Below are 13,936 nucleotides of genomic sequence, written 5' to 3' on the forward strand. Positions count from 1 at the left end.
TTTAGCGTAGCGGGTCGGCAGGACGTTGGCGAGGCAAAGTGGCGCTTGGGGTTAAGCGCCCTGTTCGCGATGGGTGACGATGAGGGGGTCTGCGAAAACGTGCTCCTCAAGATTATTTCCGTCGCCGCCGCGGTCGACGACGAGGAAATCGCTCTCTTTATCGAGCGTCGTCAGCACGCCGTGCCAGGTGTTCATGGCGATGTTGACGCCTTGGCCTGGGCCGGGGCGGAAGGCGCGGATATTGATCGGCGTGCCGCTCTCGTCCTCGGCAACGATGACCAGCCAGTGGGCGTCGCCGAGGGGATAGAATGCCTGGCTGCCGAGGGGGTGACGCTCGACAAGCGTGAGGCTGAGCGGCAAAGCGTAAGGCTGGCCGCGGAAGATCGAGATCAGTGGACGGGGATGGACGCCGCCGAGTTCGACGCGGGCAAGATCATGGAAGCGTTCGGTCTTGCCGGCATTTATCGGATAGTGGTGCGCGCCTTCCGTCTGGATGACCTGACCGAAGAGGGCGAAGGCATCTGGCGTCAGCGGCTCGATGAAGATGGTGTCGGTCATTCCGGTTTCCTCGGCTCAGAACGGCAGCTTGGCGTGGCGGTTGACGTCCTTATAAAGCAGATAGCGGAAGCGCTCGGGACCGGCATAGCAGGCCTGGGGGCAGAAGGCCCGGAGCCACATGAAATCGCCGGGCTCGACCTCGACCCAGTCGCGATTGAGCCGATAGACCGCCTTGCCCTGGAGCACATAGAGGCCGTGTTCCATGACGTGGGTTTCCTCGAAGGGAATGACCGCGCCGGGTTCGAGCGTGACGATATTGACGTGCATATCGTGGCGGAGGTCGGTGGGCTCGACGAAGCGCGTCGTGCCCCAGGTGTCCTTGGTGCCCGGCATCCAGCGGATGGGCTGGTCCTGCTCGTTGGTGACGAAGGGCGGGGGGATGTCTATACCGTCGACGACTTCATAGCGTTTGCGTACCCAATGGAAGCGGGCCGGATCGGTCGCATGATTGGTGAGGGACCACTTGCAGCCGGGCGGCAGGAAGGCGTAGCCACCCTCCTTGAGCGTATGCGTCTGACCGTCGATCGTGATGTTGATCTGGCCGGCGACGACGAAAAGGACGCCTTCGGCTTCCGGGTTTTCCTCAGGCCGTTCGGACCCGCCGCCCGGCAGGACTTCCACGATGTATTGCGAGAAGGTTTCGGCAAAACCGGACATGGGGCGCGCGATGACCCAGAGCCGGGTCTCGCGCCAATGGGGCAGGTAGGATGTTACGATGTCGCGCATCACCCCGTGCGGGATCAGGGCATAGGCCTCGGTGAAGGTGGCACGGCCGGTGTGGAGGGCCATCTGGGTCGGCAGGCCGGCGATGGGTGAGGCGTAGGTCGTTACCATGAGCTCGGGTCAATTCTGGACGATTCCGGAAAAGATTAGAGCGGAACGACGGATGAGGCCATGCCTCTTATTCGCTGAGGGCTAGGTTCTTCTCAAGCCTGCTGAACATGGACGCGGCATAGGCGGCGTATGGGCCGATCCAACGCTCGTGGATGGCGTGGACGGGCAGGGCATCGAGGTGGTTCCAGCGCTCGCGACCGCGGCGCTCGGCAATGACGAGACCGGCTGCTTCGAGAACGCCTAGGTGTTGCATGATCGTGCAGCGATCGAGCTCGGGGAACGCAGAGCAGAGCGTGCCAGTGGTCGCGGGTTCGGTCTTCAAAACATCAAGCATGCGCCGCCGGATGCGGTGGCTCAGAGCCTTGAAAATCAGATCGTCTTGGTCGTCGGTTGACATGTTATATTTTTATAACATATGGTTTTGTGGGTCAAGCGGAGGAGTGAGAAATATGCGTGCAGTCGTGAGCAAGGGGCCGCGTCCGAGCCCGGAATTTTCTGTATCCGGACGGATCAGCAAGCCGGTACACGAGGTGTTCGAGGCAGTGGCTAATCCCAAGGAATTGTCGGGGTATTTTACGACAGGCGGCGCGAAAGGGCGGCTTGAGACCGGCGCCGTGGTGACTTGGGATTTTCACGATTTTCCCGGCGCGTTTCCTGTCCATGTGGTCGAGGTCGTGCCTGACGAAAAGATCGTCCTGCGATGGGGTGCAGCGGATGGTAATGACGAAGCAGGGCAATACGAGACCACGGTGACGATGAGCTTTGCCGGGCTGGACGATGGTCGGACGCTGGTGACGATCCACGAAAGCGGTTGGCGCGATAACGCGGCGGCGCAGAAGGCGTCCTATGGCAATTGCGAGGGGTGGACGGGAATGCTGTGCGCGCTGAAAGTCTATGTCGAGCACGGGATCAACCTGCGCGCGGGCTTCTACAAATAGCGCTAAGGTTCGATTAGGGTTACCAAATTTTCAACTTTTGGTCTGATGGTTGAAGGCATGAGTAACCCAAGCGTGTCGCTTTTCGTCGGATCCTCTACCTGGCTGCAGCATCATCTGCCGTGGTTGGCAGCGCTGGCCTTGTTCATGGGCCTATTCAGCGACGAACCTCAATTCGACGCTGACCCCGACGATATGAACGGGTAGGCCGCCATTCCAGGGTGGCTCAGGGCAGGATGGCCTTGAGGCGCAGCAGCGCGATGCGTTCGACCTGCGCGCAGGCGGTGTCGAATTCATCTTGCGCCGAATTGGCGAGGCGCTTTTCGAAATTGGCGAGAATGCTCGCCTTATCGTGGTCGCGGACGGCGACGATGAAGGGGAACCCAAATTTTTGGGTATAGGCATTGTTGAGCGCGGTAAACTTTTCGCGCTCGGCATCGGTCAGGGCGTCGAGGCCAGCTGAGGCCTGCTCGGCGGTGGAGTCTGCGGTCAGGCGCTGCGCAGCAGCGAGTTTTCCGGCGAGATCGGGGTGAGCGCGGAGAACTGCGAGACGTTCTTCCGGCGTTGCCATGCGGAACTGGGTGCGGAGCGCGAAGTGGAGGCCGATGGCGGTGTCGTTGGCGGGGGCAAGTTCGCTTTCCCAGGCGCGTTCGGCGATCCAGTGCGAGTGTTCGAAGATCGATCCGTAACGGGTGACAAACTCGTCTTTGGGGAGCAGGCTGGGGGTGACTTTGGGCGCGGTGTAGGGATGTTCTTGCATCCAATGGCGGGCGATATCGAGGCGCGTCGGGACCCAGACTTTGTCAAAAGTCTTGATGTAATCAACGAACTTTTTAAGGCCCTGGAAGCGGCCGGGTTGGCCGACGAGGCGGCAGTGAAGGCCCAGCGACATCATCTTGGGGCTGCCGGCTTGGCCTTCGGCGTAGAGGCAGTTAAAAGTGTCCTTCAAAAACTGGAAGTATTCCTCGCCATTGTCGAAGCCGGGGCCGGTGACGAAGCGCATGTCATTGGTCGAGAGGGAATAGGGGATGATGAGCTGAGGGTGGCCGTGGATGACTTTCCAATAGGGCAGGTCGTCGTCATAGGTGTCCGAGATATAGGCAAAGCCACCATAGTCGGCGACGAGGTCGACCGTGTTGAGCGAGGAGCGGCCGGTGTACCAGCCGAGGGGGCGGGAGCCGGTGGCCAGCGTATGAAGTCGCACGGCCTCGGCGATCTGGCTGCGCTCTTCATCGAGCGACATGTCCTTGTGCTGAACCCACTTGTAGCCGTGTGAGGCGATTTCCCAGCCGGCGTCCTGCATGGCGGCGAGTTGCGCGGGCGCGCGCATCAGGGCGGTGGCGACGCCATAGATGGTGACGGGGAGTGCGGCCTCGGTGAACATGCGATGGAGCCGCCAGAAACCGGCGCGGGCGCCGTATTCGTACATGCTTTCGACATTGGCGTGGCGCTGGCCGGGCCAGGGGGCGGCGCCGAGGACGTCGACGAGGAAGGCCTCTGAGGCCGCGTCGCCATGAAGGATGTTGTTCTCCCCGCCTTCTTCGTAATTGAGCACGAATTGCACCGCGACATGGGCACCACCGGGCCAGTTGGCATTTGGGGCATTGCGGCCGTAGCCTTGCATGTCGCGGGGGTAGCGGTTCATCACTGTCTCATGCGTCGGTGTCGTTGAGGGCAGGGTAAGCGCAGGACGGGTGATTTTACCAGTCGTCAGATTGCACCGGGCAGTTGCAATCCATCGAAGTAGCTTTTGGCGTGATCGAAGAAGATGGCGGGGGCGAGATGAAGCGCGCTACCGGTGCGGACGAGGATGCCGAAGCGGTTCGTCGGAAGATCGGGATCGTGCAGCGGTTTGAAGATCAGGCGGCCGTCGGCGATTTCGTTTTGTGCGCCGATAGGGGTCATGATCGAGAGGTAATGGCCGCCCAAGGCCAATTCGACCAGCATGCGGATGGAATTGACTTCCACCATCGGAGGCAGCGCGAGGCCCGGGCGGCGGAGGAAGGGCTCTATGACTTCGCGGATGGAGATTTCGGGCCGGGCGACCGCGACAGCGTGATCGAGGCACTGGTCCATGGTTAGGTTTTCGGCCGAGGCCAAAGGATGGCTTGGGACCATGACGGCCCCGATATGGACATCGCGGCGGAAGGCGATGTCGATCTGACGAGGCGGCTTGGAGATGAAGCCAAAGCCGATGTCGATGCGCTCTTCGACGAGGCGTTCGACCACTTCGCTCGAGGATATGATCGAGAGATCGATGGTGAGGCGCGGATAGCGCTGGCCGAAATCTGAGATCAGGCGCGGCAGGAAGGAGAGGCCGACGCTTTCGACGGTGCCGATGCGTACGACGCCGGCACGGACGCCGCGGAGGAGTTCGATTTCGGAGACTGCGGCTTCCATTGGTGCGGCGAGGCGGCGCGAATGGCGAAAGAGGATTTCGCCGGCAGGGGAAAGGCGCATGCGGCGCTTGTCGCGGAGAAAGAGGGTGATGCCGAGGGCATCTTCGAGCTGGGCAACCTGGCGCGTGACGGCCGACGAGGCCACGTTGAGTCGGCGGGCGGCTTCACGGATCGACAGGTGGGTGGCGACCGCGTTGAAATAAAGAAGCGACGGTTGATGGAACACGCGGGCGAGCAGGCCCGCAGAAAGCGCGTGTTCGCGGGGGCGATCGGCTGTCGGGCTCTTGTCGGTCATCGTGGGACTTGTTGTTGCCGTTTCGGCAGCATAGTGCTCCCAATTTGAGAGTATCAAGAGCAGAATCGCAGTTCTATGGTGCTCTTCGGGGAAACGAATTGCGCATGCCGCTCCGAAACGCCCTACGTTCGGACGGTGTGCTTAGGAGCAGCATATGGCCGGCGGACGCCTCACCACTCACGTTCTCGACACGATGGCGGGCAAGCCGGCGCGCGGCATGCGGCTCGAACTGCACTTTGTGCATGGCGACCACACGCATCACCTTGGCGACAGCTATACCAATGCCGACGGCCGGGTGGATCAGCCGCTCCTCGCGGACGATCAGTTCCAGCAGGGCGAGTTCGAAATCCGCTTTCATGTCGGGCAGTATTTTGAGCGCATTGGGGTCGAGATCGAAACGCCGTTCCTCGATGTCGTGCCGATCCGCTTTACGATTTCCGAGGACAAGCACTATCACGTGCCGCTGCTGGTGAGCCCCTTTTCATACTCCACCTATCGGGGGAGCTGAGCCATGGTCGAGGTTGCTGATGCCATTCGGTTCCTCCTCAATGGCGAAGAAGTCACCCTCACCGATGTCGCACCTGATCTGACGCTGCTCGATTGGCTGCGGCTGGAGCGACGTTTGCGCGGCTCGAAGGAAGGCTGTGCCGAGGGCGATTGCGGAGCGTGCACGGTGCTGGTCGGCCGGTTGATGGGCGACGAGGTCATTTATGACTCGGTGACGGCGTGTATCCGTTTCGTCGGAAGTTTGCATGGGACGCATGTCGTCACCATCGAGCACCTGCGCGGCGAGAATGGCGCGCTGCATCCAGTGCAGCAGGCGATGGTGGATCACCACGGGTCGCAGTGCGGGTTCTGCACACCGGGTTTTGTGATGAGCCTTTATGGGCTGTGGATGCGGAACCCGAGCCCGACGCGACCAGCGATCGAGAAGGCGCTGCAGGGCAATCTTTGTCGCTGCACCGGTTATGCGCCGATCATTCGCGCGGGCGAGGCCATGGGCACCTATGGGCAGCCGCAGGGCGATGTGCTTTGGGCCGAACGGATCGCGGTCAAGGACACGATCAAGGCGCTGAATGATGGGCGGCGCGTCGTCATTGGCGAGGGTGACAAGCAGATCATCATCCCGGCGAGCCTCGACGATTTCGCTGCCGTTTATGAGGCCAACCCCAATGCGCGGATCGTTGCCGGCTCGACCGATGTCGGGCTGTGGGTGACGAAATTCATGCGCAATATCGGGCCGGTGATCTTTATCGGTCACCTGCAGGAATTGAAGCGCATCGCCGAGAACGCCAGCGAAGTGCGGTTTTACGCTGGCGTCTCATACTCGGAAGCGCTCCCGGTCATTCAGGCGAACTTCCCGCAGCTCGGGGAGCTTTGGAACAGGATTGCCGGCGAGCAGATCCGCAATATGGGGACGATTGGCGGCAATATCGCCAATGGTTCGCCGATTGGGGATACGCCGCCGCCATTCATTGCGCTGGGAGCAAAGCTCAGTCTGCGTCGCGGCGAGCATCGGCGCGAAATCAAGCTCGAAGATTACTTCGTCGCCTATGGCAAACAGGATCGGCAGCCGGGTGAGTTCGTCGAAAGCGTAACGCTGCCGCTGCTGCCGGCGGGCGAAAAGTTTGCGACCTATAAAATTTCCAAGCGCCGGGAGGAAGATATTTCGGCGCTGTGCGGATCGTTCCGGGTTTTTGTCAGCGATGCCGGTGTAGTCGGCATGGCTCGGATTGCCTTTGGCGGCATGGCGGCGACGCCGAAGCGGGCCAAGGCGGTCGAGGCCGCGCTGGTTGGCAAGTCCTGGACGATGGAAACCATCGAAGCGGCCGTTTCGGCTTTTGCCGAGGATTATCAGCCGATCAGCGATATGCGCGCTTCGGCCGACTATCGGCTGCTCACGGCCCAGAATTTGCTCAAACGCTTCTTCCTCGATGTTTCGGGGCAGGATGTGCGGCTGAAGCGTGAGGTGGCGTGATGAACAAGCATGCTGCGCCCATCAGCCTCGCCGTAATGCATACCAATACCCGGCACGATAGTGGGCCGAAGCACGTCACGGGTACGGCGGAATATATCGACGACATGATCGAGCCAGTGGGCACGATGCATGCCTATCTGGCGCTGTCGACCAAGCCGCATGCCGAGATCGCCGGCATGGACTTTTCGGCGGTGCTTGCGGCGCCTGGAGTTATTGGCGTTCTGACCAATGACGATGTGCCGGGCGTGCTGGATATCAGCTCGGCGCATATGCATGACGAGCCGGTTTTCGCCGATGGGGTGGTGCATTTCTGGGGGCAGCCGGTTTTCGCGGTGGTCGCCGAGACGCGCGATCAGGCGCGACGTGCAACGCATCTTGCCAAAATCGACTACAAGGAGCTGCCGTTTTTCACCGATGTGCGGTCGGCGCAGGCGGCTGGCGGCAAGCTGGTCACCCCGCCGCTCAAGCTTGAGCGCGGGGATGTGAAGGCTGGGCTGGCGGGCGCACCGCGTCGGGCAAAGGGTGCGATCACCATTGGCGGGCAGGATCACTTTTATCTCGAGGGGCAGATCGCCCTGGCGGTGCCAGGCGAGGACGAGGACGTTACGCTCTTTTCTTCGACCCAGCATCCGAGCGAAATTCAGCTAATCGTCGCGCAGGCGCTGGGCATTCGGCACAATGCTGTCACTGTTAATGTTCGTCGCATGGGCGGTGGCTTTGGCGGCAAGGAAACGCAGGGGAACCTGTTTGCCGTGGTGGCGGCGCTGGCGGCCAAGAAGTGGAACAGGGCTTGCAAGATCCGTCCTGACCGCGACGACGACATGAGCGCGACGGGCAAGCGGCACGATTTTGTGGTCGATTATGACGTCGGCTACGATGAGACCGGGAAAATCCATGCGGTGGATGCGGTCTATGGCGCGCGCGCGGGGTATTCGTCGGACCTGTCGGGGCCGGTGACGGATCGCGCGCTATTCCATTGCGACAATGCCTATTGGTATCCAGCGGTGCGAGCGCGGTCGGAGCCGCTTTATACCAATACCGTTTCCAATACGGCTTTCCGTGGCTTTGGTGGGCCGCAGGGCATGGTGGGGGCGGAGCGCTGGATCGAAGATATCGCCTATGCGCTGGGCAAGGATCCGCTCGATATTCGCAAGGCCAATTTCTATGGCACCGATACCGACAATGTGACGCCTTACCATCAGGTGGTGGAGGACAATATCATCCACCGGATCGTGGATGAGCTTGAGGCGTCATCGGACTATTCTGCGCGCCGCGCGGCCATTCTGGAGTTCAACAAAACCAATGTGGTGCTCAAGAAGGGCATTTCGCTGACGCCGGTGAAGTTCGGCATTTCCTTTACGGCGACTTGGTACAATCAGGCCGGCGCGCTGGTGCATGTTTATAAAGATGGATCGATCCATCTGAGCCATGGTGGCACCGAGATGGGGCAGGGGCTCTATATCAAGGTGGCACAGGTGGTGGCCGATGCGTTCGGGGTGAACCTCGACACGGTCAAGATCATGGCGACGTCGACGGGCAAGGTGCCGAACACGTCCGCGACGGCGGCTTCGTCGGGGTCAGATCTCAATGGTGCGGCGGCTTATGACGCGTGCCGGCAGATCAAGGAGCGGCTGCTGACGCATGCCGCGAAATTGCATCAGGTGAGCGAAGCCGAGTGCGAATGGGTGCAGGGTGGCCTTCAGGCCGGCGCGAAATTCGTGCCGTTTGCCGAGTTGGCCATGTCGGCATTCATGAACCGCGTGCAGCTTTCGGCGGCTGGGTTTTATCAGACCCCGAAAATTCACTGGGATCGGGCGACGGGTCGCGGGCATCCGTTCTATTATTTTGCCTATGGCGCTTCGGTCAGCGAAGTGACGATCGATACGCTGACGGGGGAATATACCGTCGACCGCGTCGACATTTTGCATGATGTCGGCAAGTCGCTGAACCCGGCGATCGATCTGGGCCAGGTTGAGGGCGCCTTTGTGCAGGGCATGGGGTGGTTGACGACGGAAGAGCTGGTCTGGGATGCCAAGGGGCAACTGCGGACCCATGCGCCCTCGACGTACAAGATCCCGCTGGCATCAGATGTGCCGCCGATTTTCAATGTGAAGCTGGCGGAGTGGTCCGTGAACAAGGAGCCGACGATTGGGCGATCGAAGGCCGTGGGCGAGCCGCCTTTCATGTTGGCGATGAGTGTGCCCGAAGCGCTGGGCATGGCAGTGGCGAGTGTGGCGGATTACACCGTCGCGCCACAGCTCGATATGCCGGTGACGCCGGAGCGGGTGCTGATGGGCGTCGAGCGGATGAAGCGGGAGGCGCGGGGGTGAGAACGGTGCGTGTGGATTTACCCCCACCTAGCCTCCCCCTGGTAGGGGGAGGGACAGCATCGCGCTTTTGTAAATGGCGTCGCACGACATTTAAACTGTCTCAGCGTCATTCCCGCGAAAGCGGGAATCCCATTTGCCGCTACGAGATTCCCGCTTTCGCGGGAATGACGCGGTGGGTGATTGAGGGTGCCGTGCCATGACCTCCACCGCCCTCGAAGCCTTCCTCGCTGCCAACCCCGACATCATCGCCTGCGAATTGACCTCCGTGCGCGGGTCCTCGCCGCGCGAACAGGGGACATTTATGCTGGTGGCCCTGGGCGCGATCTTCGGGACCATCGGTGGCGGGGCGCTAGAATATATGGTCATCGACCATGCGCGGCGGCTGATCGCCGAAGGGCGGGCCGAAGAAGCTATGGATGTGCCGCTCGGGCCCGAGATTGGCCAGTGTTGCGGCGGTCGGGTCATGGTGTCTCTCCGCTTCGCGGATGCTGCGATCCGCCGGGAGGTCGTGGCGCGGACGATGGCCGAGGATGCGCTGACGCCTCAGGTTTATGTTTTTGGCGCTGGCCACGTTGGACGGGTGCTGGCGCAGATCCTTTCACTGCTGCCGGTCCGCATGGAGGTGATCGATACGCGACAGGAGGAGCTTGATCTCTTGGCGCCCGGGATCGCGCATCGGCGTGTGGCGATGCCCGAGGCCGTGGTCCGCGCCGCGCCGCGCGGCAGCGCTTTTGTGATCATGACCCATGACCATGCGCTCGATTTCTTGATCGCCAATGAGGCGCTCAGCCGGCTCGACAGCCCCTATGTCGGCATGGTTGGCTCGAAGACGAAGCGCGCGAAATTCGCGAGCTGGTTTCTCGAGCAAGGGGGCGACAGGGCTGCGTTGGATCGCTTGGTGTTACCCGTAGGCGCACAAGGGCTTGGGGATAAACGTCCATCCGTCATTGCGGCACTAGCGGCGGCCGAAATTATGGTCCAAATTGGGCAACGGGAAGCTTTGGACGGGCAGGTGCCTATCCCCGAAAAACAGGGGGTGGTGAGTGGACTTTGACATGCCCAATCGGCTCGAACTGACCGGCATTACCAAGCAGTTTCCCGGCGTTTTGGCCAATGATCAGGTATCGTTCGCGGTTAAACCCGGCGAAATCCACGCGCTCCTCGGCGAAAATGGCGCCGGCAAATCCACCCTCGTCAAGATGATCTATGGCATCATGCAGCCCGACGCCGGCGAAATCCGCTGGAATGGCGAGTCCATCGTGGTGCCCAACCCCAAGGCCGCGCGAAAGCTTGGCATCGGCATGGTGTTTCAGCATTTCTCGCTGTTCGAAGCGCTGACGGTGCTGGAGAACATCGCACTCGGCATGGATGCCAAAATTCCCTCGCGCGAGCTTGAGGGCCGTATCCGCGAGGTGATGCAAACCTATGGGCTAGTGCTCGATCCGCACCGGACAGTTGCCACACTCTCGGTCGGCGAACGCCAGCGCATCGAAATCGTCCGCGCGCTGCTGCTCAATCCGCAATTGCTGATCATGGACGAGCCGACTTCGGTGCTGACGCCGCAGGAGGTGGAGCAGCTTTTCACCGTCTTGCGCAAGCTCGCAGCCGAAGGATGTTCGATCCTCTACATTTCGCACAAGCTGCATGAAATCAAAGTGCTCTGCGATACGGCGACGATCCTGCGCGGCGGCAAGCTGGTTGATATCTGCGATCCCAAGCAGGAGACTAGCCGCTCGATGGCCGAGAAGATGATCGGCAGCGGGTTGAAGGATATCGTCAAGGCAGAGGGCAGGGCCTTTGGTCAGCCTAAGCTCGTCGTCAATCGTCTACGCACCAATAAAACAGGGCATTTCGACGTGCCTGTCGACAATGTCAGCTTCACCGTTCGCGCCGGGGAAATCCTCGGGGTCGCGGGTGTGGCGGGCAATGGGCAGAATGCGCTGCTCGATGCGCTTTCGGGCGAGATCATTGGCGACGATCGCGAGGCCATCACCATCGATGGTTTTGGCATCGGGATGATGAACACGACGGAGCGCCGCAAGCGCGGGCTTTGCGCGGTGCCCGAAGAGCGCAATGGTCATGCGGCGGTGGGTGATTTTTCGCTGGCGGACAATTCGGTGCTGACGGCGCGCGACCGGCTCGGCATGGTCGTCATGGGCCTGATCAATTCGGGCGCGGCCAAGACCTATACGGGCAAGGTCATTGCCGATTTTGCCGTCAAGGCGCTGGGTCCGAGTTCGACGGCGGGATCGCTGTCCGGCGGAAACTTGCAGAAGTACATTATGGGCCGCGAAATTCTGCAGAAGCCTTCGGTACTGGTGGTGAGCCAGCCGACCTGGGGTGTCGATGCGGGCGCGGCAGCGGCCATACACCAGGCTTTGGTCGATCTCGCCTCGGCAGGTTCGGCGATCGTGGTGATCAGCCAGGATCTCGATGAATTGCGGGCGCTCTGCGACACGCTGGCGGTGATCAATATGGGACATCTGAGTGCCGCCAAGCCGGTCAAGGATTTCAGCATAGAGGAGATTGGTCTCCTGATGGGTGGCGTGCACGGAGCCTCGGAGGCAGATCATGCAATTCCGGCTTGAGAAGCGTCGCGAGCCGTCCAAGGCTATGATCTACATCACGCCGGTGGTCGCCGTGGTCCTGACCATGGTCGTCGGCGCGGTGATCTTTTCGCTAATCGGCTATGATGGCATGGGAGCGGTGCGCGAGATTTTCCTGACGCCACTGACCAATAGCTACAAGTGGCAGGATCTGGGGATCAAGGCGGCGCCGCTGATCATCATCGGCGTCGGCCTGTCCATCGCCTATCGCGCCAATGTCTGGAACATCGGCGCCGAGGGGCAGTATGTTATTGGTGGGCTAGCGGGCACGGGCATCGCTCTCCTGACCTATGGCATGACCGGCTGGTGGATCCTGCCGCTGATGGTGCTGGCTGGCATGCTTGGGGGCATGGCTTATGCGGCTATCCCGGCGCTGCTGCGCACACGGCTCAACGTCAACGAAATCCTGACGAGCCTGATGCTCACCTATGCTTCCGTGCAGTTGATCTATTATCTGATCCGCGCGCCCTGGAAGGACCCCATGGGCATGGGCTTTCCGCAGACGCGGCTTTTTTCGGAAGCGGCGCGCCTGCCGACGATCATTCCGGGGACAATTGTGCATCTTGGCGTACCGATTTCAGTTCTCGTTGGGATCGTCGCGTGGTTCATCATGACGAGGTCGGTATTTGGCTATCGGATGCGCGTCGTTGGCGCTGCGCCTCATGCGGCGCGCTATGGCGGGTTTTCCGAGAACAAAACCATTTGGCTCGCCATGCTGGTGAGCGGCGGATTGGCCGGGCTCGCCGGTGTTCTGGAAGTGGCGGGTCCCTTCCAGCGCATGGTGCCGGGCTTTCCGACCAATTACGGATTTACCGCCATCATCGTCGCGTTCCTGGGACGGCTCAATCCGCTGGGTGTCATCGTTGCGGGCATTGTGCTGGCCATCACATTCGTTGGTGGTGAAGTCGCGCAGACCACCATTGGCCTGCCCAATGCGGCGACCGGTATTTTCCAGGCCATGATGCTGTTCTTCCTTCTGGCCGGCGATATTCTGATCAAGTACCGGTTGCGTCGCGTGTCGCCGCAACCATCAGTGGGAGCGGCATAATGGAACTGGCGCTCGCAATTCTGATCACGGTCGTTGGTGCATCGACCCCCATTCTGATCGCAGCGTTAGGCGAATTGGTCGTCGAGAAGGCAGGGGTGCTCAATCTCGGCGTCGAGGGCATGATGCTGATCGGCGCGATCGCTGGCTTTGTCGTGCAGTTCCACACCGGTAATCCATACCTGGCGCTGCTCTGCGGCGCCGCGGCAGGGACAGCGGCATCACTGATCTTTGGTTTTTTGACGCTTTCGCTCTCGGCCAATCAGACGGCAACGGGGCTGGCTCTGACGATTTTCGGGACTGGCTTTTCGGCGCTTGCCGGATCGTCCTATTCGGCGCGTCCGGTGACGCTGATGCAGCCGCTCTTTCCTGCCGAATTCTATGCCAATCCAATCGGGCGCGTCATCTTTGGCTACTCGTTCCCGGTTTACTTCTCCTTCGTGATGGTCGTCGCCATCTGGTATTTCCTCCACAAAACGCGCGCGGGCCTGATCCTGCGGGCCGTCGGTGAGAATGACCAATCCGCGCATTCGATCGGCTATTCGGTGATCGGGGTACGGTATCTCGCCGTCATGTTTGGCGGCGCCATGGCCGGTATCGCGGGAGCCTGTTTCCCGCTGCTGCTCACCCCGCAATGGGCTGAGCGGATGACGGCGGGGCGCGGCTGGATTGCGGTCGCGCTTGTCGTGTTCGCCTCGTGGAAACCCTTCCGCCTATTGGGTGGCGCTTATCTCTTCGGCCTTGTCATGACCACCGAGCTTTATGCCAAGGCTGGCGGCGGGCCGCTGAGCGCCGTGCCGTCCGAGCTTTGGGCCGCTCTTCCCTATATCGCGACCGTCGTCGTGCTGGTGCTGATTTCGCTCCGCCGCGATGCGTCTACCAATGCACCGGCTTGCCTCGGCAAGCCGTTCTTGCCCGCCAATTGAGATGACATTGGAACGATCATCTCGATCAAG

At 61.1% G+C, this 13,936-nt stretch carries 14 protein-coding genes; 9 read left to right on the forward strand and 5 right to left on the reverse strand.

The window, feature by feature from the left end; translation table 11 throughout:
- Positions 1-51: 51 nt before the first annotated feature.
- The 3 genes from ASE94_RS18555 to ASE94_RS18565 form a co-directional block, all read right to left on the reverse strand.
- Complete coding sequence (locus ASE94_RS18555) at positions 52-558, reverse strand: ureidoglycolate lyase (RefSeq protein ID WP_062631568.1); 507 nt, start codon at positions 556-558, stop codon at positions 52-54.
- 15 nt (positions 559-573) lie between these two features.
- Positions 574-1,392 (reverse strand): bifunctional allantoicase/(S)-ureidoglycine aminohydrolase, encoded by an 819-nt coding sequence (locus ASE94_RS18560; protein ID WP_062631569.1) that lies wholly within the window; start codon positions 1,390-1,392, stop codon positions 574-576.
- Between the two features lie 67 nt (positions 1,393-1,459).
- A complete protein-coding gene (locus ASE94_RS18565) occupies positions 1,460-1,789 on the reverse strand; it encodes a helix-turn-helix domain-containing protein (RefSeq protein ID WP_062631570.1) in 330 nt (109 codons plus the stop codon).
- 52 nt (positions 1,790-1,841) lie between these two features.
- Here ASE94_RS18565 and ASE94_RS18570 point away from each other — a divergent pair, with 52 nt between their 5' ends.
- Positions 1,842-2,330 (forward strand): SRPBCC family protein, encoded by a 489-nt coding sequence (locus tag ASE94_RS18570; RefSeq protein WP_062631571.1) that lies wholly within the window; start codon positions 1,842-1,844, stop codon positions 2,328-2,330.
- A 57-nt stretch (positions 2,331-2,387) separates the two neighbouring features.
- On the forward strand, positions 2,388-2,534 hold the full coding sequence (locus ASE94_RS21060) for a hypothetical protein (RefSeq protein ID WP_156352217.1): 147 nt from the start codon (positions 2,388-2,390) through the stop codon (positions 2,532-2,534).
- Positions 2,535-2,553: 19 nt separating this feature from the next.
- Here the strand turns inward: ASE94_RS21060 and puuE are convergent, their stop codons facing one another.
- On the reverse strand, positions 2,554-3,972 hold the full coding sequence (gene puuE, locus ASE94_RS18575; protein WP_062631572.1) for an allantoinase PuuE: 1,419 nt from the start codon (positions 3,970-3,972) through the stop codon (positions 2,554-2,556).
- A gap of 65 nt (positions 3,973-4,037) precedes the next feature.
- The gene (locus tag ASE94_RS18580; RefSeq protein ID WP_062631573.1) at positions 4,038-5,021 is read right to left on the reverse strand and encodes a LysR family transcriptional regulator; all 984 of its coding nucleotides are present in this window, start codon (positions 5,019-5,021) and stop codon (positions 4,038-4,040) included.
- A gap of 154 nt (positions 5,022-5,175) precedes the next feature.
- On the opposite strand from ASE94_RS18580, the gene uraH reads away from it, so the two are divergent.
- From uraH to ASE94_RS18615, 7 genes are all read left to right on the forward strand, one after another.
- On the forward strand, positions 5,176-5,529 hold the full coding sequence (uraH, locus tag ASE94_RS18585; protein WP_062631574.1) for a hydroxyisourate hydrolase: 354 nt from the start codon (positions 5,176-5,178) through the stop codon (positions 5,527-5,529).
- Positions 5,530-5,532: 3 nt separating this feature from the next.
- The gene (gene xdhA, locus ASE94_RS18590) at positions 5,533-6,999 is read left to right on the forward strand and encodes a xanthine dehydrogenase small subunit (RefSeq protein ID WP_062631575.1); all 1,467 of its coding nucleotides are present in this window, start codon (positions 5,533-5,535) and stop codon (positions 6,997-6,999) included.
- On the forward strand, positions 6,999-9,329 hold the full coding sequence (xdhB, locus tag ASE94_RS18595) for a xanthine dehydrogenase molybdopterin binding subunit (RefSeq protein WP_062631576.1): 2,331 nt from the start codon (positions 6,999-7,001) through the stop codon (positions 9,327-9,329). The genes xdhA and xdhB overlap by 1 nt, the downstream gene beginning before the upstream one ends.
- Before the next feature lie 196 nt (positions 9,330-9,525).
- The gene (gene xdhC, locus ASE94_RS18600) at positions 9,526-10,383 is read left to right on the forward strand and encodes a xanthine dehydrogenase accessory protein XdhC (protein ID WP_062631577.1); all 858 of its coding nucleotides are present in this window, start codon (positions 9,526-9,528) and stop codon (positions 10,381-10,383) included.
- 1 nt (position 10,384) lies between these two features.
- Entirely contained in the window at positions 10,385-11,917 is a 1,533-nt protein-coding gene (locus tag ASE94_RS18605; RefSeq protein ID WP_062631578.1) for an ABC transporter ATP-binding protein, read from the forward strand.
- The gene (locus ASE94_RS18610) at positions 11,901-12,983 is read left to right on the forward strand and encodes an ABC transporter permease (RefSeq protein WP_062631579.1); all 1,083 of its coding nucleotides are present in this window, start codon (positions 11,901-11,903) and stop codon (positions 12,981-12,983) included. The genes ASE94_RS18605 and ASE94_RS18610 overlap by 17 nt, the downstream gene beginning before the upstream one ends.
- A complete protein-coding gene (locus ASE94_RS18615) occupies positions 12,983-13,906 on the forward strand; it encodes an ABC transporter permease (protein ID WP_062631580.1) in 924 nt (307 codons plus the stop codon). The genes ASE94_RS18610 and ASE94_RS18615 overlap by 1 nt, the downstream gene beginning before the upstream one ends.
- Positions 13,907-13,936 lie beyond the last annotated feature (30 nt).

Origin of the sequence: Devosia sp. Leaf64, from assembly GCF_001421945.1 — a bacterium.
In the GTDB taxonomy this organism is placed as follows: domain Bacteria; phylum Pseudomonadota; class Alphaproteobacteria; order Rhizobiales; family Devosiaceae; genus Devosia.